The following is a 22,564-nucleotide window of genomic DNA, read 5'->3' as shown; positions in this document are numbered from 1 at the left end:
CGTTAATTAGCTAAGGCTTTTGGGTTAAATTTTATAGAGTTTGTTAAATTTGACCTTATGAAAATAGCCGTTTTATCTACTTTTTATCCTTATCGTGGCGGAATAGCACAGTTTAATGCCGCTTTATATCGTGCAATTGAACGTAAATATGAAGTGAAAGCATTTAATTTTTCCTTACAATATCCAAAGGCGATGTTTCCAGGGAAAACACAATTGGTCACAGCGGATGATAAGGTAGATGAAATTCCAACTGTTCGCGTGTTAAATGCAATGAATCCGGCAACATATATGACCACGGTGAAACGCATTCGTGAGTTTGAACCTGATGTTTTGGTCATAGGATACTGGATGCCTTATATGGCACCTGCATTAGGGTACGTAGCAAAAAAAATGAGTAAACATTGTCGCGTGGTCTCAATCGTTCATAATGCTACACCACACGAGCAAGGGAAGTTGGACAGAACTTTATCTAATTATTTCTTTAATCGAAATAGTCATTGCATTGCTTTGTCAAATGCTGTAAATAAGGAAATTAAAGAAAACTATCCAAGGGTTAAGTCTAAAGTTTTACTTCATCCTGTTTATGATCATTTCGGGAATGTTGTGGACAGAACAGAAGCAGCTGAGAAACTAAATCTTAATCCTGATAAAAAATACTTGTTGTTTTTTGGATTAATCCGTGATTATAAAGGTCTAGACCAATTGTTATTGTCGATGAAAGACTTGGAAGAAGATATTCATTTGATTGTTGCTGGAGAAGTTTATGGTTCTTTTGAACAGTATGATGAAATCATCAAATCACACCAGCTTGAAGATAGGGTACACCTCAATTTGGAATATATTTCCGATGAAATGGTGAAGTATTATTTTTCCTTAACCTCAGTGGTTGTTTTGCCTTATAAATCTGGAACCCAAAGCGGAATTATCGCCATAGCCAAACACTTCAATAAACCTGTAGTAGCCACAGATGTTGGCGGATTGTCAGAATTTATTCAAGATGAAACAGAAGGAATGATCGTCCCCCCAAATAATGTTCTTGAATTGAGTAAAGGCATTGAGAAAATGTTGAATAGTGTTCATATTACAACAACAGATCAACCTTCAACCTATAATTGGGACGATTTTGTAGAGGATATGTTGGAGTTTATGATTGAGGAGTGAGGTGGTCTGGTGAATGGGAAGTTGAAGGTCAAACAGAACTAAAAGGTTTAGAGGGCATCGCAACAGAGGTTTTTATTGGAGTCTTTGAGATGAAAATGGAGGAGTAAATAGAAACTGTTTAAAATTAAAAAAGAAGCACAGCTTAGCCGTGCTTCTATAAATTTCACTTGATTGAAATACCCGAAATGTAAATACCCGAACCTTAAAATCAACTAATAATATTACTCTCTTTACCAAATCGCTTGTAAGAAAACAATACTGATAACGCAGCGACAGCAACCATGGTCATAAAACTAATGATCATCAAGATTGGATCGATGGTTCCTGCAACGATTTCTTTTGTGGCCAATACGATATTGACAATCGGAATGACCGCTGTAGTATAGTCGAGTTCAATGTTAGGTAAAAAACCTATAAAAGTAGGGAGTATGACAACAAAGTTGACTGGAGTTAATACACTCTGTGCCTCTTTAAATGACTTTGCGTATATTGTTGCTGGTATCATTATTCCGGCAAAGAAAATAGTCAATGGTAAAAGAAGAACAAATAAACTCAGTATAAATGTAGGAGTTAGTATTCCATCGATAACAGTCATTATTGCAGGATTGTCCACTAAATTGAAAACCCGAAGTCCTAAAAACAAACCGAGTAAAGAAAAACTTGCTGCAGCTATTCCTGATAGAACAATCACTAGCATTTTACCGATTAATATTTTCCAACGTGGAACTGGAGTAGTCAATAGAGTCTCAAGGGTTTTTCTTTCTTTTTCTCCAGTGAATAAATCTATGGCTGGATACATACATCCAATGAATCCAAAAATGATGAATAAATAGGGGAGGACACCACCTGCTAATTTTCCTATGACTTCTTTTTCACTTGAAAAATCAATGTATTGCTCCGCAATGGGCTCGATAAGTTGCGTGTCTAAATTTAACCTCTCAAAACGTTGCGTTAAAAAAGTGTTTTTAATTTCAGAAAGATAGGTTTGAACCCGTGCCTTGTTTCCTACATTTACTCCTTTATGAAAAATGAGAACTGTTGATTGCTTGTTCTCAGCTTGTTCATCATCAAAACTTGTGGGAATAAAAAAGGCCAGTTGAATCGAGTCATTGTTAATGTCTTTCCTTAATCCTAAAGTATCTTCTCGAAAAATCAACTCTTTTGGTCCCAATGTGTCAGGGATGGAGGCAAGTGTTTGTGAGAATTGATTGTCTGTTTTATCAGAAATCAATGCAATTTTTAAAACCTCTTCTTTTTGCTGCTCGTCAAAATGCTTGGTGACAGTTGTCGAAAGCCCAATAATTAATGGAAAAACCAAGATAGGAACTACAATCATTGCGATAATAGTTCTGCGATCTCGTAATGTGTCTTTTAATTCTTTTTTAAATATTGTAAATATCATGGCTTAATTGTTTTCGTTGATGATGCGGATGAATTCTTCAGTTAAATTCTTGGTTTGCATGTTGTCACGGAAGTCTTGCATGCTGCTACGGTGAATTATCGTTCCTTTATGGATTATGGCGAGGTCATCACACAGCAAGTCAACTTCGCTCATAATGTGAGAGGAGAAAATGACTGTTTTTCCTTGTGTTTTGCAATCACTGATGAGTTTAATGATGTTTTCTGCTGTTATGACGTCTAGTCCACTGGTTGGCTCGTCAAATACAACTACGTCTGGATCGTGTATCATCGTTCTGGCAATGGAGACTTTTTGTTTCATTCCTGTACTTAATCGACCAATGCGTTGATCTTGGAAGTCGTGCATTCCCAATAAGGTGTATAAATGTTCTTTTCGTTGCTCGTAGTCAGCATCTGAAACTCCATATAGCTTTGCAAAATAAGCGATGATCTCATTTGCTGTTAACCGCTCATAGAGTCCTGTAGAACCCGTAAGAAAACCAATCACTTTTTTGGCATCATTGGGTTGTTTCTGAATGTCAATACCGTTGATTTTGATGGAGCCTTGACTGGGTTTTAATATTCCTGCGAGCATGCGTAATGTCGTCGTTTTTCCAGCGCCATTTGGACCAAGTAGTGAGAAGATACGTCCAGGTTGACATTCAAAACTCACATCTTCAACGGCTAAAGCAAACTTATCGGTGGTATTGTTTTCCTTTTGTTGCTTTTTCGTTAACTCAAACTCTTTGCGTATGTTTTCTACTTGAATCATAAGTGTTCTATGTTGATAATCTTTAAATATTCACCACACTTTTGTAGGGAATATCATAATTGTACGGTGTGATTATGAAGGCATAAAGATAGTAAATTCTGTTATTATACTTGATTTATTACTTGAAACTTAAAAGAATTATCAATTGATTTTATTGTGCTATCATTTTTGCGATTTTTTGAGCGATTTCTTTGTTGTAAATTCGCGCTCCGCAGATATGACAACCGTCTATTTCATAAAACGCTTTGGGTTCATTCGCATGGTCATATATCTTTTTTCCCATTTCAAATGGTACAACATTGTCTTCTGTGCTGTGAATGACAAGGATGGGTTTGTTGAACTGCTGAACAGATTCGATTGCACTATACTGTTCTTTTACAAATATTTTTCCTAGAAAACCTGCGAAGTGGATGCCAATGTCCTTGTGTGAGGAAAAGGCGCCTTCTACTACCAAAGCATCAATTTTATCTTGATTTTGAGCGGCTACTACCGTGGCTAAATGTCCACCCAGTGACTGACCGTAGAGCACAATATCTGTTCCTTTAACATCTGGTCGGGTCAGGATATAGTTCAGGGCAGAGTTTCCATCTTTTAATACATTTTTTCGCGTGGCCCTTCCTTCAGAAAATCCGTATCCGCTATAATCTATGACGAATGCTTGGTAGCCATACTTCAAAAGTAGGGTCATAGACCAATGTTGACTGGTAATAAATCCGGCATTTCCGTGAAAGAATAAAAGGGTGGCTTTTGGTTTAACATCTTTCGGTGTGAGCATCCAACCATTGAGTAAATTCCCACTTGTGCTTTCAAATAGGGTACTTTCTATGGTGTAATCAAATTCGACGGTGTCTTTTCCATTGCGGATAAATTGGGGTTGATAGTGTTCACCTATGTAGTTTATGGTCACGGTGTCTCCTTCTAAATAAAGGGTTGCCGATTTAGCATCAGGCTTCATTTCTGTAGGCTGAAGATACATTTTATTCAGGTTGCATGCACTGAACATGAACAAGAGAAGGGGAAGAATAAGGTGGATTGTGTATTTAATCATTTTATTACTGGTCTTCCACTTTTGCGTTGTCTCTGTATTTAATTTGTAATCCATAAAGGAAGTTTCGTAAAAATTGATCGTTACACTTTCTGTACTGACGCTGTGATGGATTGCGAAAGAATGAACTTAATTCATGTTTGCTCACCCGCATATTGGCCAAATCAAAGATGTCCAACATATCATTGTCTTGTAAATTTAAAGCAATCTTTAATTTTCTAAGGATAATGTTGTTGTTCAATCGATCTTCAGGTCTCATTTGAGCTCCTTCCTTTTTCCCTCTTTTTTCATTGATGAAACCGTTGAGAAAAGCAGCCAATTCTTTGTCCTCAATTTTAACATGTGAATCATCGTCTTCTTTCTTCAACCAATCACACACTTGAGCACGTGAAGCCTCTAATGCTCCTGAAGCAAAAAGCTCCATCATTTTGTCATCATTATAATCAAATGTATAGCGCAATTGACGTATTATATCGTTGTTTGTCATAGTTTTCCAAAATTAATGATTTTTTAGAGATGAAATGTTACTATTTTATAGTTTTAGTCTTCTTCTTCTTCTCCTATAATAAGGTAGGCTTTTAATTTTTCCAATGTAGCCGTTCCAATTCCTCTGATTTCTAAAAGATCATCTAAACTTGAAAACACGCCTTTTTCTTCTCTGTATTGTATGATTGTTTCTGCTGTTTTTGGACCTACGGATGGTACAAGTGACAGTTCTTCAATTGTTGCTGTGTTGATGTCTAACGGAAATAAGTTCTTGAGCATTGTTGCTTCAGCGGTAAGGATTTTGGTATCAACTAATTCTGGACAATCCCACATTCCACGGTAGTTTGTTTTGGCTTGTTCTTCAGCTAATTTGAATGAAAGTATGGAGTCTGGTTGTTGTCTACCATAATAAGAAAACGTAGCGTTTCCAGTTTCGATCATTTTTCTGTTTACATTAATTAATTGGGTGTCTTTTTTTGCGGTGATGTATCCAGAATAACGTCCAAACCTATGTGATGGTTCTTCTTTTCCTGCTGTTATTCTTAAGGCTGCTCCTTCAATTAGAGAATCAAGAAACTGCAAGGATTCTTCAGCATAATAGTAACTTGAATCTTTGTGACCAGCCCAGTTTCTCGGAATTTTCACCCCCAACAATTCAACAGGATAAAATAAGTTGGTTGCTAACTCCACCTCAATATTTCCATTTCTACCTATTCTAAAGTTATCATACCAAATATTGGTGTCTAGGCTGGGGTAGTGGTGATAGCTTTCTCCCTTTGCCCGACTCATAACACCTTTGAAATCTTGAAAGAATTGATTGGCTATTTTATTGTCATAAATCATCAAAATGTTCTCATCATTGGCAACTTCAGCAGCTGCGGAAAAATTATAAGAACCCACAATGGTAAGCGCTTTGTGTTTTTCGGGATAAGGATACTCTGCATCAATGATTATGGTTTTTGCGTGAAGTTTTCGCACTTCTTTTCCAGGGAGTATAAGTCTGTTTCCAAACGCCATTTCAGGTTTTGCCCAAATTTGGTCGTTGTTCCTATATCGTGCGTAAAAAGCAGGATCTATAACGCCTTCTAAAATGATCTCTCCGCGACCTGAACGCTCTATCATAGCTTCGCTAATGGGAATGTTTGGACTGATGGCAAAGGCTAAAAAACGAACATCATGTTTTGCGTATTCGTTAATTAGTGTGGTTATTCTTTTCGAAATACTAGGCTTGGTTTTGTTCCTGTCCATGGGGCCGAAGTAAACCTCTACTTTAATATCATTGATGTGGTGAATGTTTTTTGAAACATTGCGTTTGTCTTTGTGAAATCTAGCTTTTCTGGCATTGGGAACTGCAGTTTTACTTCCCCACATTTGCTTAAACTCTTCTAGGTATGCTCCTGCAATTCCACTGTCTTTGATGACTAGTACAACGTTGGTGTTCCATGGACCAGTATAAGTAATGTTCATGGAACCTGTCCATAAATAGTCGTCTTCTGGATCTTCACTTAAGGCGTCAAACACAGCGAATTTATGGTGCATGTTCGCTCCTGAATTAGGAAGTTTTTCATTTAAGGCAATAATTCTTCCATCAGGATGATAAATTGTACCACTGTCATCGATGTTATATATTCCAGCCGCCCTCAAAGTATCCCACATGGGATGAGTAAAACGAGGAGCGTGATCTCTATGAATAACATCTGTAACGACCCTTACCCGAACACCTCTTCGTGATGCATTTGCCAAGGCGTGACCTACACGCATGTTTTGCAAATCATAGGCTACAAGGTCTATACTGTATTGCGCGCTATCAATTCGATCGATAAGGGGTTGAATGAGGTCGTATTCACCTAAAGCTTTGTTGTCGGGCAGTGCGAAGTTATGGTCGGGAATAGAATTAAAGTAAGTTCTAATCCATTCGACTTTGCTGGTGTCTTTTTTCTTGCATGCAAATGAATACGTGCTGAAGAGTAGAAAGAAAAGCAATAGTGTTTTTTGTGTCATGTGCTGATTAAAAATTCACTAATCAAACTAAAGGCTTAATTTTTCAATTCTATTTCCTTTTAAAATTGGAATAACCTTCATTTGATTAGGGGTAAGACAAAATTTAATATCTTCATTCAAATTTAATCTTTTTAATCTTCTTCTATGTGAACTTGCTTTTAAGAATCCAAAATAATTGTCTTTTGCTGCAAGATAAAGGTATTTCGCTGCTACTGAAGAATCGTCATCGGATGTGAATTTCCCTGTTTTCAACAAACCTTCTGCAATTGCTCCTCCGCAAATGGTATCTTCTAAGTTGAATTTATCTTTCCAACCTGAACATAGACAAACAACGTTTTGCTCTTGTTGTATCAACCAGTCAATCAGATAATCAAGGTTAGTTAAAGCCCCAATTACTACTGTTGGCGCTTCTTTTGCAATATTGATGGCGCGAGTTCCATTAGTGGTTGACAGTACTATGTCTTTCCCTTTTAGTGCTGGCTTCATATAACTGTAAGGGGAATTACCAAAGTCAAAACCTTCTACGATTTCTCCTTGTCTTTCTGCGCCGACTAAAAAACCTTTGTCTTGGTAAGCCTTCGCTTCTTCAATTGTAGATACAGGGATCACACTATTCACTCCGTTGTCAATGGCCGAACAAATAGCTGTTGTTGCACGCAATACATCGATTACTACCACAATGTCAAAGCGTCCTTTATAATATTCGTAATCTCCCGGGGTATAACACACCTCAATAAATTTCTTTTGCATGCAGCGAAAGTAATGAATTTCCATAAATAGTAGACGAGACAAAAGTAATCTTTACAAGAACTCAAGATTGACTTGATTATAAACTGGTGTTTATCAGGTCTTTTTGCCGCGTGATTTAATTGTTAGAACATCCTTTGGATAAAATCGCCTGATTTATTTTATTTTTAACGATATTTGTATGTTAAACTATGAAATTGAACGTAACATGTAACAGATTGTACTAGATTACGTTCTATATACTAATAAATGAAATATCTTTTCTCAGTCATAACGGTTCTATTGTTCAGCATTGCCTTTTCTTTTGGGCAAAAAGTTACCTATGAAGGGAAGGTTTCTGATATGGATACAAAAAAATCTATGTCAGGTGTTACCATTCGTGTTCTAGAAAATGGTGCAGAAGTTTATAAGCATGTAACAAAATCTAATGGAAATTATAGGGTAGAGTTTTCACCTGGTAAAGCGTTTACTATAGAATATTCTAAACCGGGGTATGTTACCAAAATAATTAAAGTTGATGTTGTTAAGGTATTTGAAGAGGACATGCCCCCAGGAGGAAATATATTCCCGCCCATTGATATTGATTTATTTACAGAGAGGGACGCTGATTTTTCCTTTTTGAAAACAGAACCTGTTGTGGAATGGTACTTTGACCGAGACCGTATGACTTATGATCCAGGTCCAACAAATCGAACTAAAAAGAAAATTATAGATAAGTTGGAAGAGGCGGAGCAGGCGTCTGGTCAAAATGAAGCAAAGTACAATGCTTTAATTCAAGAGGCAGATCAACTTTACAATGAAAAGAAATACGAACAAGCATTAGATAAATATGTAGCTGCTCTGCAAGTCCCCGATAAGCAAGCAGAAAAACATCCCAACAACAGATTAATCGAAATTGAAGCCTTACTGCAGAAAAAAGCGGAAGAGGAATTGGCGTTCCAGCAAGATAATCAGGCGTATTTGAATTTGATTGAAGCGGCAGATAACCTAGCCAGTAATAAAGAATATGATAAAGCAATTGCTAAATACAGCGAAGCAAGCGCCATGAAATCGGATGAGCAATATCCAAAAGATAAAATTGAAGAACTTAAGGAATTACAAGCCAATGCTGCCAAGCAAGAAGAATACGATAAACTGATTCAGCAAGCAGATGGATTCTTTAAACAGAATAGTTTACAAGCTGCTCGTGATAAATATCAAGCGGCTAGCCGAGTGCTCCCCAATGAACAATATCCTAAAGATAGGTTAAAAACGATAGCGGATCAATTGGATGCTCAGTCGGCAGAAAGAGAACGTAGAGAGAATTATAATAAAGCCATAGAGGCTGCGGATGCTTTGTTCGATAAGGAAGATTATGCGGGAGCTATAGAGAAGTATAAGGAAGCGATTACCTATGAAAGTGCAGCAACTTATCCTGTGGAAAGAATAAGCATGGCTACAACAAAACTTGAAGAGCAACAAGCGGCCAACGCTAATATTGAAGCTTTCAATCAATTGGTTGCTGAAGGAGATGAGCAAGTTACTGCCGAAAATTATCAGTCAGCAGTAGATAAATACAACGAAGCTTTAGGGTTACTGCAAGACAATACTGTTGTGGTCAAACGTGATAATGCCCAAGAGGCCCTTGAGCAGCAACAAGCTCAAATGGCTCAGCAAAATCAAATCTCAGAATTACTTTCAAGTGCGGCAACAAAAATACAAAATGAAGATTTTACCGGAGCGATTGCCGATTATGATGTTGTTTTAGGTTTGGATAGTCAAAATGCAGAAGCGATTGCGGGAAAAGCAAATGCCGAAGCCTTAATGGCGCAGAAAGAAGCGGCAGCTGCGGATCAAGAAAAAGCCAATCAAATAGCTGCTTTACTAGCCAGTGCAGAAGAAAAGTTGAGCAGTGAAAACTATACAGAAGCACTTGTTGATTTCGAAGCTGTTTTAGCTTTAGATGTTCAAAACGCTACTGCTATTGAAGGTAAAGGAAGAGCTGAAGCACTATTGAATGAAAAGCAAAATAAGGCCGCTAAAGAAGCTGAGTTTAATCAGTTGGTGAGTGAGGCGGATCAAGCTTTTAACGACGAAAATTGGGAAGAGGCCAAAACAAAATATATTGCAGCAAAAGGAATTTTTAATGACCGACCGCATGTAAACGACAGGATTGAAGCCATAAGAGCTAAACAAGAACAACTAGGAAATCAAGAGCGGATTGCAGAAGAGATTCAGGTGTTGATGGATCAAGCGACAACATTAAAGGCACAAAACAAATGGAGTGAAGCGATCCTAAAATATGAAGAAGCTATTCAATTAGATGGAAACCGTGAAGATATTAAAGCTCTATTAACTGCTGCCAAAACCAGTAAAGAGGAGTTTGACGCTCAACAATCTAAGGAAGAACAATTCGCTCAGTTGAAACAAGAAGCAAATGTCTTGATGGCGCAAAAGAATTGGGCAGGAGCCAAAGAAAAATTTGAAGCTGCACTGGCCATTAATGAAGATGCTGAAATTAGAACCAGTTTAGAATTGATTGCGCAAAAAGAAGCTGAGGAAGCCAATAATCAAGAAGCAGAATTGGCATATGAAGCAAAAATGGCTGAAGGAGAATCGTTCGCAGCGGCGGAAGAATATGAAAAAGCGATGACTGCTTTCAACGAAGCTTTGAATCTTAAAGAAAATGATGCTGTAGCAAAAAGTCGAATTGCAGATATGCTACAAAAGATTGATCAAAAGAATCAGTTGGCTGAAAAAAATGAGCGTTATAACGCAGCTATGGTGGAAGGAAACAAAGCCCTTTCTAATAAAGATTATTCAGCTGCAATTAAGTTTTTTGACGATGCTTTAATTGAAAAACCATTGGATCCTGAAGCGACTCAACTAAAAAATCAGGCAAAAGAGTTAATTAAAGGACTTCAGTCTGAGGAGGAGCAATACATGGCTTTATTAAATTCAGGACAAACTAAATTTGATGAAGCCCTTTCGAACAACAATCACATTCCTACTTTAGAAGAAGCTAAAGCCATTTATGTTCAGGCTCAAAATATGAGACCAAATGCATCCTTACCTCAAAATAAGATTGTAGAAATCGATGAGTTATTGCGACAAATTGAGGAAGCAAAAGAACAAGAAGGTGCATTGGCTGAACTTGACCGTCAGTACCAGGAGCAGATAGAATTGGCAAATGTAGCCGCACAAGACTTTAAATACCAAAACGCTATTGATTATTTAAAAGCAGCTTCTAATTTAAAGCCTAATGAGCAATATCCTAAAACTAAAATCAGTGAATACCAGGCTTTGTTAGACCAAATAGCCTCGCAGAATGCAAAAGATACGCAGTATACGAATTTGATAAATAAAGCAGATTTGGCATTTGACAACAAGAATTATGAGGAAAGTATTGCCTTCTACAATGATGCTCTAAAGGTTAAAGAAGATGAAGAATATCCAAAATCGCAAATTCAATTGGCTCTAAAAAACATTGAGGATATAGCGAATAACTCTGTGAACCAAGAATATCAAAATTTCATCGATCAGGCGGATGCATATTTTGCCAATAAGCAATATCAAGAGGCACTTGGAGCATATAAGTCGGCATTGTCTGTTCAAGAAAATGATTCTTATGCTAAAGATAAAGTAGATGAAGTTGAGCAGATCCTTAATAATTTGGATAAAATAGAAAAAGAAGAAGCAGAACGATTAGAGCGATTTAATGAACGTATTGCGGCAGCTGATGCCATGTTTGATCAAGAAAACTTTATTGAGGCCAAAAAAGAATACGAAAAAGCACTTCAAATTGACCCGAATAGTGTGTATGCGAATGACCGTATGCAGTTAAGTGTGGTTAAAGCGAAAGAGAAAACGGAAAGAGGGGATAACGTTCGTTATCAAAAAATCTTGACTAAAGCGGATGAGTATTTCGATGATGAAAATTATGATAAAGCAATCAGTCTTTATGAAAGAGCAATTAAATTAAGAAGCTATGACCAATATCCAGTAGATAAGATAGCTGAAATTACAGCGATTCTTAATGGTAACGTAAAAACAGAAAGTACAGTCGAATACCTAGGAGAGGAAGAGAATATTTCTATTATTGAAGGAGCGGCCTTGCTGGAAGCAGGAGCAAGGCAAAGGGAGCAGATGAAGTTGGAGTCGGTTCAAAAAGAATTGAGAAGAAACGAAGGTTTGGCAGAAGAAAGGTCTGCTACTGATTTTGAAGAGCGTGTTGCTTATGAAAATGAAATTTTATCTATAAAAGACCGAAGAGATCAGATAACGATTGATGAACACGATAAATTAAGGGTCTTTATTGAGCAGGTTGACAATGAGGAGTTCAATTTGGAAATCAGAAGCAACCAAAATAATTTATTTGAACGAGGAGAAGCCTTGAGAGCAAACCAAAACATTGTTTACATCAACGATGGAATGGATGAATTAAGACAGCAATTAACCCACGATCATGTTGAAACTATTGAGAGAATTAAAGGTGTAGAAGAAGCTAGAGAAATTCAAAATACAGCCGAAGCAGCGCATCACCAAGTGAGGGTAACATCCACAGAAGAGGAAATTCTAAAAATTGATAAGCAACAAGATGCTTTTTTCCTTTTAAGTGAAGAACAACGTAAAGACAATGAAGTCAAAGTGGATGAAATCATTAAAGGCAGAGAGTTAAGGTCATTTGAAGAGCGTTCTGCAGAGTATGATCAAGTGGTACAAATTCAAGATGAAGCGCTTTTAGCTGAAATGAAAGTTGCTGAATCTACGGAAGAAAAAAGCGCCATTCATCAACAATTACAAGATGATATTTATGCTTTAGATGCTGCCTTGCAACGTAAGTTTGACCAAGAGACTGATGAAGCTTATCAAGAACAATTGTTAATTGATAGTCAATATACTGCTGCTTCTAATCAATTTGACCAATCAAAAGAGGGGAAAGACGATGCGAGACAATTGGCTTTGGAAGTATTGAAAGAAATGGATCAGAAAGAGGTTGAACAAATGCTTGTCCGTTCGAATAAGCAGTATGCTGAAACCCAAAACACCATAAAGGAAGTTGAAACGGTTCAAAATATGCAGGATGAACAAGGGCAACAACAAAGAGAAGATTTAGCATTGATTAACGAGCATGTAAAAGATCAGCAAGATGCAATGGAGCGTGCTAGTGAGTTGAGAAATCAAGATGAAAAAACACAGCGATATAACACAGTTAACGAAATTGAAAGAATCAAAAAGCAAGAGGAGTTAGCGAATGAGATCAAAGCAGAAAAAGTTAAGGAGAACTACGAAGATGTGAAAGGTTTAAATGCAAGCATTGATAGTCAAGCTCAATTGCGCGATGAGGCTTCTAAAAGAGATAAGTTCAAGACACAAGAATTGGTGAATCAATTGGAGGAGAATAAACTGACTTTTAATGAGGCAATAGCAAACACTCTTGGTGATGAATACCCTGAAGGTGTTTCTCAAGAAAATTATATCCGAAAAGATAAAGATGGAATTCCAGTAAAGATTGTTACCCGTCGTTTTGTTGTTCAAAATGGAAGAGGAGATATTTATATTAGAATTCAGAGTAGAAATGGCTTAACGTACAGTAAGAACGGTATGCCTGTAACAGAGCAAAGTTGGATTAATGGAACAGAAAACGCCAAGTTGGAAAAACACTATTAGAAAAAAGTTTTTTCTAGAATCTTCATTCTACTTGTGGATGGTCTTTATGTTAGGATTAAGTTCTTGTACTGCACCAGAAAAGTCCAACAAACCACAAAACAAAACCATTCAAAAAACACAAGTTCCCAATACCAAAAATGTTTGGTTGGAGAATAAAACTAGTATCAAGGGAAAAGCATTGGGTACCACTTTTGTAATTAAAACAGGGGAAGACTCTTTGAAGGCTGCTCCTATGGAAATAGAGGAGTTGTTTGAAGGGTTTAATGCTGAATTATCAACTTATATTGACGCTTCTTTAATTAGTCAATTTAACGCATCTAATTCTAGTATTGATCTTAATTCAACTTTGTACTTTCAATCTTGTTTTGAGTTGAGTCAAGAAGTATACGACTACACAGAAGGAGCGTTTGACCCAACCGTTTATCCATTGGTCAGCTTGTGGGGATTTTTTAAGGACATTGAGAAAGCACCTACAGCGGTTGAGATAGATAGTGTATTGAATTTCGTCGGGTTTGATAACAATGATCACTACAGTTATAATGATGGTGTTTTAACAAAATTAGACCCTCGCTTTAAATTGGTGTTTAATGCTATCGCAAAAGGTCAGGCCGTTGATGTGCTTGCAGATTATCTTGATGGCAAAGGTCATCAGAGCTACTTCATTGAAGTGGGGGGTGAAATTCGTGTGAAAGGAATGAACGATAGGGGTACCAAGTGGGTGATAGGTGTTGACGAACCTGTGGAAGTAAATACAGGGAATGAAGGCCTTTCAAAACGAGATTTAGAAAATTATATTGAAGTTAGTGATCGTGCTGTGGCAACATCAGGGAATTATAGGGATTTTTATGTCTTGGATGGAAAAAAGTACAGTCACACCTTAAGTCCAGTTACTGGAAGACCAGTTCGACATCACATTCTTAGTGCAACTGTAATTGCTGATGATGCAGCAACGGCAGATGCTTATGCAACTGCGTTTATGGTAATGGGGGTCGAGAAATCTTTGGACTTGATCAAAAAGCATCCTGAATTGAATTTGGAAGCGTATTTACTTTTCGATGGCGGTAGCGGTAGAATTGAAAGGGCTTACAGCAAAGGAATGACACACTATTTAATGAAATAATCTGGGTACTCCAAATAATTTTTATTACATTGTAGGTATGAGAAATAAATTAAATATACTATTGGCTTTTTTATGGATGGGGTTAACTGTTGTAGCACAAACACCACAACATGTTACCCAAAATGATAAAGAACAGACTAATTTTTGGGAGTCTCCAACGGCGATGATAATCGGAGCTGTGATCATACTTGCGTTAATTCTTACCAGGACCTGGTCTAAACGAATTCATAAAAACAGAGACGAAATCATTCGTCAAGAGAAAGAAGAAAAGGAAAATAAAGAATAAAAAAAAAGTAGGGAAGTCCCTACTTTTTGTCTTTTACCGCTATTGTATGTCCCATTCGGTCACGCTTGGTTTCCAAATAAAACTTATTGTGTTTATTGCTTTCAATTTCTAAAGATACATTTTCAACGACTTCTAAACCGTATCCAATAAGACCTGTTCGCTTTGTTGGATTGTTGGTCAACAAGCGCATTTTACGTACGTTTAAATCGCGTAAAATCTGAGCACCAATTCCGTAATCCCTTTGGTCTCCTTTAAATCCTAATTTTTCGTTCGCTTGTACTGTATCGTAACCTTCTTCTTGAAGCTTATACGCCTTAAGTTTGTTGATCATTCCAATTCCACGACCTTCTTGATTCATGTATACAATCACTCCTTTTCCTTCTTCTTGAATCATTCGCATAGCCTCGTGCAATTGCGGTCCGCAGTCACATCTACAAGAACCAAAGATGTCTCCAGTCATACATGAACTGTGTACACGTGTTAAAACAGGTTCATCTGTTTCCCATTCCCCTTTAATTAAAGCCAAATGTTCCTCACCACTATTTTTGTCGGTGTAGGCCACCATTTCGAAATCTCCAAATTCAGTGGGCAGTTGAATTTTAACTTGACGTTCAACCAGACTTTCTTTCTTTAATCTATATTTGATTAAATCTTCTATGGTAATGATTTTCACATCAAAATGTTCTGCAATCTTAACCAATTGAGGCAATCGCGCCATTGAACCATCTTCATTTAATATTTCTACGATTAATCCAGCGGGTTGAAATCCTGCAAGTCGAGCTAAATCAATAGCTGCTTCTGTATGTCCAGCACGTCTTAATACTCCTCCTCGTTTTGCGCGTAATGGAAAGATATGTCCAGGTTTTCCTAATTCTTCTGGTTTTGTATTGGGGTCAATTAAAGCCTTCACTGTTTTGTATCGATCGCTTGCTGATATTCCAGTGGTGCAACCATGACCGATTAAGTCTACAGATACTGTGAAAGGCGTTTCATATGCCGCTGAATTAGATTGCACCATAAGGTCCAATCCTAACTCATCACACCTGTCTTCAACTAAAGGAGCGCAAATTAACCCACGACCATGTGTGGCCATAAAGTTGATAATTTCTGGAGTTACATTTTCTGCGGCGGTTAAGAAATCACCCTCATTCTCTCTGTCCTCATCGTCAACTACAATTACAACTTTTCCCGCTATGATGTCTTCAATAGCTTCTTCTATGGTATTCAATTTATATTGCATAACTGTATTCTGAAATTTAATGCAAAAGTACGACAATAAAGCCGGATAATAAACTCATTCCTTGATTAGTTGAACGAGTTTGTCGGTTACAGAGCTCCACTGGTAATTATCCACGATGAAAGCACGTCCATTGTCGATAAGTTTTTGCTTTAATTCTGGAGCATTTTGCAAGCGCTTGATTTGATGTGCAAATGCTTCTGCATCATCGGCAATAAGGATTTCTTGTTCTGGTTTTGCTCCAAGTGCATTATTGGCTAAGGTTGTTGTTATACATGGTATTCCTAACGCCATTGCTTCTAAGAGTTTATTCTGAAGTCCTGTACCTAAAAACATTGGGGCTACAAATATTTCAGCACTGCAATAGGCCGCTTTTATATCGTCTACATAACCTGTGATCTCAACATGAGAACTGGCGAGTTTAAGAACTTCTTTTGCAGGAGAGGAACCAGCAATTTTTACCTTTGTGGAAGGTGATATCAAAGGCACTATATCTTGAACGATAAACTGTGCTGCCGTTACGTTTGGTGGATAAGACATGTTTCCTGTAAAAACCAATTCCGCTGATTTACTTTGTTGTTGATTAACTTCTAAAAAAGAAGCGTCAACTCCGTTGGGAATGACATGGATTTGTGCTCTGTTTTTATGAAAAATATACTGTTTGTCTTGCTGTGAAATTATGGTGTGGTGCTCAAAATATTCAAAAATTGAATTTTCATAATAAGTCAAACGCTTGAATTCATTTTCAAATATATAATGTTTGATGAATTTTGCGTTTTTTGAACGTCTTTCCATTCCTTTTGAAAGCGCATCCATATAATCTATCGTTTTCGGGCAATGGTGGTAGTTTTTAACATATTCAGCTGCACGAATCAACTGACAATAAATATGATCTGGCCGAATCTCTTGTAATATTCGGTTGACTTTTTTGTGTATTGAATAGTGATGGAAATACCCGACCTGAATAGGTTTTCTACTCAATAGTTTGGAAAGAACTCCCCAAAGTTTTTGCGGAAGTGATATCGGAAACACATTGATACTGGCACAAAATGGACGCAATTGATCAATGTCCGTTGGATTGACTTTCTGTTCTGAAGTACTGATTAAATGGACTTCAAAATGGTTAGCCAATTGCTTGATCTGATGATACGCACGCAGTTTATCTCCTTTTTCCAATGGATAAGGGAAGCGTGAAGTCACAATGACGAGCTTTTTATATGTCTTTGATGAATGCAATGAGTCTTCGGGTTAACTTTTCTTCACTATAGTTATTTTTGATGAATAACTTTGAGTTTTTACCTAATTTCCTTCTTAAGTTTTTGTCTAAATGCAAACGGTACATTAATTCTCTAAATTCATCTGGATCATCAGCTATTAAAACTTCTTTTTCATGAGTAACATCTACACCTCTAACGCCTTCTGATGTGGTAATGATGGGTTTTCCCATGGCCATGTTTTCTAATAGCTTTATTTTGATCCCACTACCGGAATGCATTGGTATGATACAAATTCCATGCGCACTGATGAAGTCTAAAGCGTTTTCTACTTCTCCAACATTCTCAACACTGGGATGATTGTATTGATTGGTTTTTAGACCTTTTCCACCCAAATAAAACTTTGTTCCTTTTAATCCTTCTGGAATAACATTATTCAAAAACCATTGAATTCCATCTATATTAGGCTTCCAGTCCATTGCTCCTAAAAAATAAAAGTCAGAGAGGGAATAATCTGTCGGAGGAAATTTGGTTTTAACAGCTGTCGGAATTGCAGTGGTAGTGACTTCTGGTTCGAACTGTTGAAAAAATAAAGCATCTTCTTCTGTGATGGATACAATTCCGTCAACTTTGGCTAATTCTGTTCTTTCATATTTCTCAAGCTGCGAGGACAATCGATTAAAGTACCAACGTTTTAAAAATATTGGGGATTTCTCGGCCATTGAACTCCATATTTCATGCTCTAAATTGTGTGCACGAACAATCACTTTGATGCCCTTTTCTTTGAATAAGGAAAGGTATGGTAAAAGGTAAATACTTTCAAGTATTGCTGTGTCATACTTGTTGTTATTCAAATGTGTTTTTATTGTTTTTACAACTTTAGGATCGTAAAAACGCGCAACATTATAGGACTTATTTCTGACCAAGTAGTATAGTGCGCCCAATAAATTGGTTTTCGTATTGACGATTGAAGAATCCATTTCCATTCTTTCTTTCCAAGTCTGAGGATACATTTCAGGAGCGTATGGATGTTTATAAGTGGATAATGTGAAATGAAAAACCTCTATTTCTGAAGACGACAATAAAGATTTCAATACGCTCGAAATTGCAATGCATCCGCCATCTCTTAATGGAAAAGGAGGTTTGTTCGAAAAATGAAAAACTCTATGCATTCTTCTTTTTCTTTTTAAATATTTTGGGTAATGTTACTACGCTTCTGTCGTTCGCAGCACTCATCATAAGTAAGGCAGCAATTGGAGAGAGTATAATGTTTGGACCCCACATTCCGAAGAAAGGGGAGAGTACATTGCTTTCAGCCATTCCATCACCTATCGTAATTAAAACAAAATAGATCATAAAGAGTAAAGCCGCAATGACAACAGGAGCACCAAACCCTCCTCTTTTAACAATGGCACCTAGCGGTGCACCAACAAAAAACAGTACGATAATAGAGAAAGAAAGTGCAAACTTACGGTGAAATTCAATTTCATACCTGCGCATTGTGCGATGACGATTTTTTTCGATTTCTACTTGCCCTTCTAATGATTTTATATTGTTTCTTAATTGAGATTTCATGTGAGAGATGGTTTCCATCTTTAACTCTTCGGTCATGTCTTCAATTTGATATATCGGTACGATAGAAAGGGTAGAATCACGCTTCGTTTTTGCATCGTGTTGATCTGCCAAAGGTGGGGTGTCTAAGTCCATCTCCTTTATATCTTTTTCAGGTACAGGTGAAACCTCCCTTATTTTCTTGTTTCGTTCTATATATTCCTCTAGTTGCTGTCTTTGTACTGTGTCCATTTCTTGCTCTGTGGAATAGTGTATAGCCTGGAAATAGGCGTGTTTGGCTTTACTGTTAAAAGACAAGGACTTCATGAGGTCTTGGTAGATATTCTTAATAGAGTCTGCAGTTTCATTGATTTGAAATACATTCAACATTTCATAATCATTTTTAAACATGTCGTCTTTTGTACGTTGCAACTGAAAACCACTCATATCCATTTTGTAGGTTGCTGTTTTAAAGTCAGATTTTCTGCCCGGAAAAATACTTGAACCTGAACTTTTTTTCTTTCCAGATGCTTGAAAATCGGGGGCACTGGAAAGTTCTTCTACTACGCTTCCATCAAACAGTTTGAAAAATAGAAACTCTCCATTCGTTGATTGATAAAATTCTCCAGATTTGGCTGTAATGGTTTTTATTTCATTACTCACACGTCGGTCGTGAATAATGATGTCTTTGAAATGATTGTCCTTTCCATCCTTTATTTTTATACTGAACCCATCAATTTCTTGTGTATAGGAGCCGGGCTTTAAAAATGAAGTCATCTTTTTCTCTTGTATGTCCCAAATAATTGAATGCCACTTGTAGTTGGCTATGGGGATAACATAGTTTGAAAAATAAAATGTTCCAATGGCAATGAGTATAACCACTCCTGTGAGCGGGCGTAGAATACGATAGATTGAAAGTCCACTAGATTTTAATGCGGTAAGCTCATTTGACTCACCAAGATTTCCCATCACAATTAATGATGAAAGTAAAATCGCAAGCGGTAAAGCTAGCGGCAATAAACTTGCCGAAACATAAAAAAGGAGTTCTAGAATTATTGTGATTTCTAGTCCTTTACCCATTAAATCATCAATGTATTTCCATAGAAACTGCATTACAAGCATAAACATGGAAATAAAAAAGGTCGCTAAAAACGGCCCCACAAATGATTTTATGAAAAAAATGCTGAGTTTTTTCATCGCTTTAATTCAATTGCGAATGTACTGATTTAATTTTTATCCTTGTTGATATTTGTCAGCGCCTTTTGAATTTATTCGCGATTTTTAATACAAAAACAAAGTATGTGTTATTATTTCGAAGGAATGGATGAAAGGAATCATAAAAGTTTTTTCCATATTTGTGGAATGAATAAGTTACCATTAATTATGTTCTTGTGGGTAATGTCAATTTACTCTGCTATTGGTCAAGAGGATTATTTCCTTACCCCACAAAATAAAGCTTACATCTATCATACTGTTAGAAAAAGCCCCATTTTAGAACAAAATATTGGACGCTATATCGTCTATTCTGGCAAAGAAATTACGCTTCCTAATGGGGAGATAAATTACGATTCAACAGAGCAAGTGATTATTAATCAACCGGAATTGTTGAAGATCTACTCTAATGAAATTCGCCGTTCGCCAAAAGGAATTCTTGCTGAATTATCAAATAAGATGGCCATTTGGGAATTGAATAGTTTGTTGCAGTCTCACAGGAGTAACAGCTTGGTGAAAGACGGAAAAGTTTCAGATTATGAACGGTTTGAACAATTGCTTCTAGAACATTTGCCAGAACAAGCTAAGCGAATAAAAAAAGAAGAACTTCAAGTACACAGGAAAGTTGAAAAACTGTCTAATCCAACCTTAACTTTTAAAGATAAGGTTGCCATGTTGGATGGTTTTGCTGCTTGGACAGAAGAAGAAAAAAAAGAGGTAATCCTTGCGTATAACAATGCAATCAATGTATGGGTGGCACAACGAACTTTTCAAATTTTTGAAAAGCTGGGTGGCGAAGCTGATTATTTTGAAAATGTTTTAACGGCCGCAGGAGATGGTTCTACAACCTCTGGATTGTTTGAAGAACGAGAAAAGGATGAGAGAGGAAGATGGAACAAAGGATTGCCTAAAGCGGTTGGACTTTTTCCTTATGAACCGTATATCGGTATAAAACCTACTTCCAAAAAGAAAAAACCTGAGGTTTTGCCTATGGGATATACCATTCACCAGTTTCAAACTGTAGGAGAAGGAAGAGAAACCAATATTCACATGGATGTTTGGGGATACAATTCTGAAAAGCAAACAACTGTTGTTATCCAAAAGGCTGGAAACTATTATCCACTTTTTGGTGCAGTAAACACCCGATTTCTTTCTCCTGATTCTACATTTGGGGGAGGCTTGACGTACTATACTTTGATTGGTAGAATTCAAAAGGATATTCAAGAAATTGAAGAGAAAATCAGTGGTAAAAGAGGTTTTGATTATTGGATTGATTACTATGAAAATAAAAAAGACGACACAAAGTTGAGTATCGATAAGACTGAAAAAGAACTGAATGATATTCGCTACAGTACTGTTACAACAAAACCACCTAAGAACAATAAAAAGAAATCAAAACGCACTAAGGCAAATCAAGGCTCTGGACCGCCTATATTAAAAACAGATTCTAAGCGTTCAAAACGGAAAAAACGACAGGATAAAGTCGTAGCGCTTTACGGTCAACTTCAGGCAATCAATAAAAAATTGGCTGCTTTGGCAGAGGAAAGAGAGAAAGCATTGGTTGAACAACAGGCGCTCAATAGAAAGGTACAATTGATGTATGATATGATTGGAACTAAATGGGTCCCTTATCAAGAAAAAGATGGGTTCTATTTATATGAAGATTCAACGCGCTTCGATTTGACAACACAGGAGTTTACTTTTCCTGCAAGCGATAAGCCAGAGGTGTTTGAAGTAAAGCTATTGGCAATTCCTATTTCACACAAAAGTAGTCAGTATGATGAAGTAATGTTACATATCAATATTACTGATGCTCTTCCTTTGTATACTTCACAAGTCCAATTGCGCATTCAAGATTTATTTGATACAGACCAATATGAATTGAAACAAGAGCGATTATTTGTTGAAAAAGATTCTATAGCTGTGGTGGAATTTTTTGAAGCTTTAATGGATAAAAAGAAAAATTTCAAAATCATCGCTAGAGGAGGTGGTGTTGGAAAACTGAAAAATAATCGTGTGGTAATCAATTATGAACCTGAGGAGTTGAATCAATACCCTGGTGCTAGCTCTGAAGACAGACTGATAGCGCGTGAAGATTCAACTTTTAAGCAGTTGAGAACAACCGAAGTTCTTATTCATATTGAAAGAGAAATAGTGCTTCAAGTCAATAGTTTTACGGATTCTGTGCGTAGTAATTTTAATCCGCCTCATAAAGATTTGTTAAGTTTGAAAAACCAATATAACTTGAGTGGTAATCAAATGTTGAGTGCTTACCGTGCTTATTCTACGCTTAAGGCCTTGAAGAATGAATTAAACATCCTGGCAGGTCAGTATTTGTCAAGAAGTGATGCTACAAAAGTCATCGATCGTTTGAATAAAGCAATTGATAAATCAAGGATTACTGTTGGACCAACTTCCGTTAAGTTTAAATCGTTTTAGGGGTGTATCTCTATCTTTAACAATCTTCATGTTGAATAGATGCTTCGTGTACGTTTTCGTTGTTTTAATTTTTCTTGTTGCGATTAGATGTACAGACCGCATATCTAATGATGAAATTGAGAAATCATGGTGGAAATACGGCTCTGGACTGCACCTTGGTGATGTTCTTCGTTTTGATGATTCCAATTTGAAAGGCGATACTATTTATCGGAATAACCAACCTGTCGCGATAGTTATTGCTTGCGA

At 36.9% G+C, this 22,564-nt stretch carries 15 protein-coding genes; 5 read left to right on the top strand and 10 right to left on the bottom strand.

Annotated features, from left to right (window positions below; translation table 11 throughout):
* Window positions 1-57: 57 nt before the first annotated feature.
* The gene (locus ACN0U3_RS05370) at window positions 58-1,161 is read left to right on the top strand and encodes a glycosyltransferase (RefSeq protein WP_417265430.1); all 1,104 of its coding nucleotides are present in this window, start codon (window positions 58-60) and stop codon (window positions 1,159-1,161) included.
* Window positions 1,162-1,369: 208 nt separating this feature from the next.
* Here the strand turns inward: ACN0U3_RS05370 and ACN0U3_RS05365 are convergent, their stop codons facing one another.
* The 6 genes from ACN0U3_RS05365 to ACN0U3_RS05340 form a co-directional block, all read right to left on the bottom strand.
* Window positions 1,370-2,563 (bottom strand): ABC transporter permease subunit, encoded by a 1,194-nt coding sequence (locus tag ACN0U3_RS05365; RefSeq protein WP_417265429.1) that lies wholly within the window; start codon window positions 2,561-2,563, stop codon window positions 1,370-1,372.
* 3 nt (window positions 2,564-2,566) lie between these two features.
* On the bottom strand, window positions 2,567-3,331 hold the full coding sequence (locus ACN0U3_RS05360) for an ABC transporter ATP-binding protein (protein WP_417265428.1): 765 nt from the start codon (window positions 3,329-3,331) through the stop codon (window positions 2,567-2,569).
* 151 nt (window positions 3,332-3,482) lie between these two features.
* Entirely contained in the window at window positions 3,483-4,433 is a 951-nt protein-coding gene (locus tag ACN0U3_RS05355; protein WP_417265427.1) for an alpha/beta hydrolase, read from the bottom strand.
* Entirely contained in the window at window positions 4,384-4,863 is a 480-nt protein-coding gene (locus tag ACN0U3_RS05350) for a DUF1456 family protein (RefSeq protein ID WP_417265426.1), read from the bottom strand. The genes ACN0U3_RS05355 and ACN0U3_RS05350 overlap by 50 nt, the downstream gene beginning before the upstream one ends.
* 53 nt (window positions 4,864-4,916) lie before the next feature.
* Window positions 4,917-6,863 (bottom strand): phospholipase D-like domain-containing protein, encoded by a 1,947-nt coding sequence (locus tag ACN0U3_RS05345; protein WP_417265425.1) that lies wholly within the window; start codon window positions 6,861-6,863, stop codon window positions 4,917-4,919.
* A 27-nt stretch (window positions 6,864-6,890) separates the two neighbouring features.
* On the bottom strand, window positions 6,891-7,613 hold the full coding sequence (locus ACN0U3_RS05340) for a 2-phosphosulfolactate phosphatase (RefSeq protein ID WP_299205606.1): 723 nt from the start codon (window positions 7,611-7,613) through the stop codon (window positions 6,891-6,893).
* Window positions 7,614-7,859: 246 nt separating this feature from the next.
* Here ACN0U3_RS05340 and ACN0U3_RS05335 point away from each other — a divergent pair, with 246 nt between their 5' ends.
* The 3 genes from ACN0U3_RS05335 to ACN0U3_RS05325 are packed head-to-tail and all read left to right on the top strand — an operon-like array spanning window position 7,860 to window position 14,665.
* Complete coding sequence (locus ACN0U3_RS05335; RefSeq protein WP_417265424.1) at window positions 7,860-13,259, top strand: hypothetical protein; 5,400 nt, start codon at window positions 7,860-7,862, stop codon at window positions 13,257-13,259.
* Complete coding sequence (locus ACN0U3_RS05330) at window positions 13,222-14,379, top strand: FAD:protein FMN transferase (RefSeq protein ID WP_417265423.1); 1,158 nt, start codon at window positions 13,222-13,224, stop codon at window positions 14,377-14,379. The genes ACN0U3_RS05335 and ACN0U3_RS05330 overlap by 38 nt, the downstream gene beginning before the upstream one ends.
* Window positions 14,380-14,416: 37 nt before the next feature.
* Entirely contained in the window at window positions 14,417-14,665 is a 249-nt protein-coding gene (locus ACN0U3_RS05325) for a hypothetical protein (RefSeq protein ID WP_299205602.1), read from the top strand.
* Window positions 14,666-14,684: 19 nt separating this feature from the next.
* On the opposite strand, the gene ACN0U3_RS05320 is transcribed toward ACN0U3_RS05325, so the two are convergent.
* The 4 genes from ACN0U3_RS05320 to ACN0U3_RS05305 are packed head-to-tail and all read right to left on the bottom strand — an operon-like array spanning window position 14,685 to window position 19,864.
* Window positions 14,685-15,905 carry a bifunctional 3,4-dihydroxy-2-butanone-4-phosphate synthase/GTP cyclohydrolase II gene (locus ACN0U3_RS05320; protein ID WP_417265422.1) on the bottom strand — a complete coding sequence of 407 codons (1,221 nt, stop codon included), beginning with the start codon at window positions 15,903-15,905 and terminating at the stop codon, window positions 14,685-14,687.
* Between the two features lie 54 nt (window positions 15,906-15,959).
* The gene (locus ACN0U3_RS05315) at window positions 15,960-17,102 is read right to left on the bottom strand and encodes a glycosyltransferase (protein ID WP_417265421.1); all 1,143 of its coding nucleotides are present in this window, start codon (window positions 17,100-17,102) and stop codon (window positions 15,960-15,962) included.
* Between the two features lie 13 nt (window positions 17,103-17,115).
* A complete protein-coding gene (locus ACN0U3_RS05310) occupies window positions 17,116-18,288 on the bottom strand; it encodes a glycosyltransferase family 4 protein (protein WP_417265420.1) in 1,173 nt (390 codons plus the stop codon).
* Window positions 18,281-19,864, bottom strand: a complete 1,584-nt coding sequence (locus ACN0U3_RS05305) for an LptF/LptG family permease (RefSeq protein ID WP_417265419.1) — start codon at window positions 19,862-19,864, stop codon at window positions 18,281-18,283. Before ACN0U3_RS05305 ends, ACN0U3_RS05310 begins: the two co-directional genes overlap by 8 nt.
* Before the next feature lie 102 nt (window positions 19,865-19,966).
* Here ACN0U3_RS05305 and ACN0U3_RS05300 point away from each other — a divergent pair, with 102 nt between their 5' ends.
* Window positions 19,967-22,318, top strand: coding sequence for a hypothetical protein (locus ACN0U3_RS05300; protein ID WP_417265418.1), 2,352 nt, complete (start codon window positions 19,967-19,969; stop codon window positions 22,316-22,318).
* The last annotated feature ends 246 nt before the right edge of the window (window positions 22,319-22,564 follow it).

The sequence above is a fragment of the Brumimicrobium sp. genome (genome assembly GCF_048268645.1).
Taxonomy (GTDB): domain Bacteria; phylum Bacteroidota; class Bacteroidia; order Flavobacteriales_D; family Crocinitomicaceae; genus Brumimicrobium; species Brumimicrobium ulvae.
This window is presented reverse-complemented; position numbering and strand designations above follow the sequence as displayed.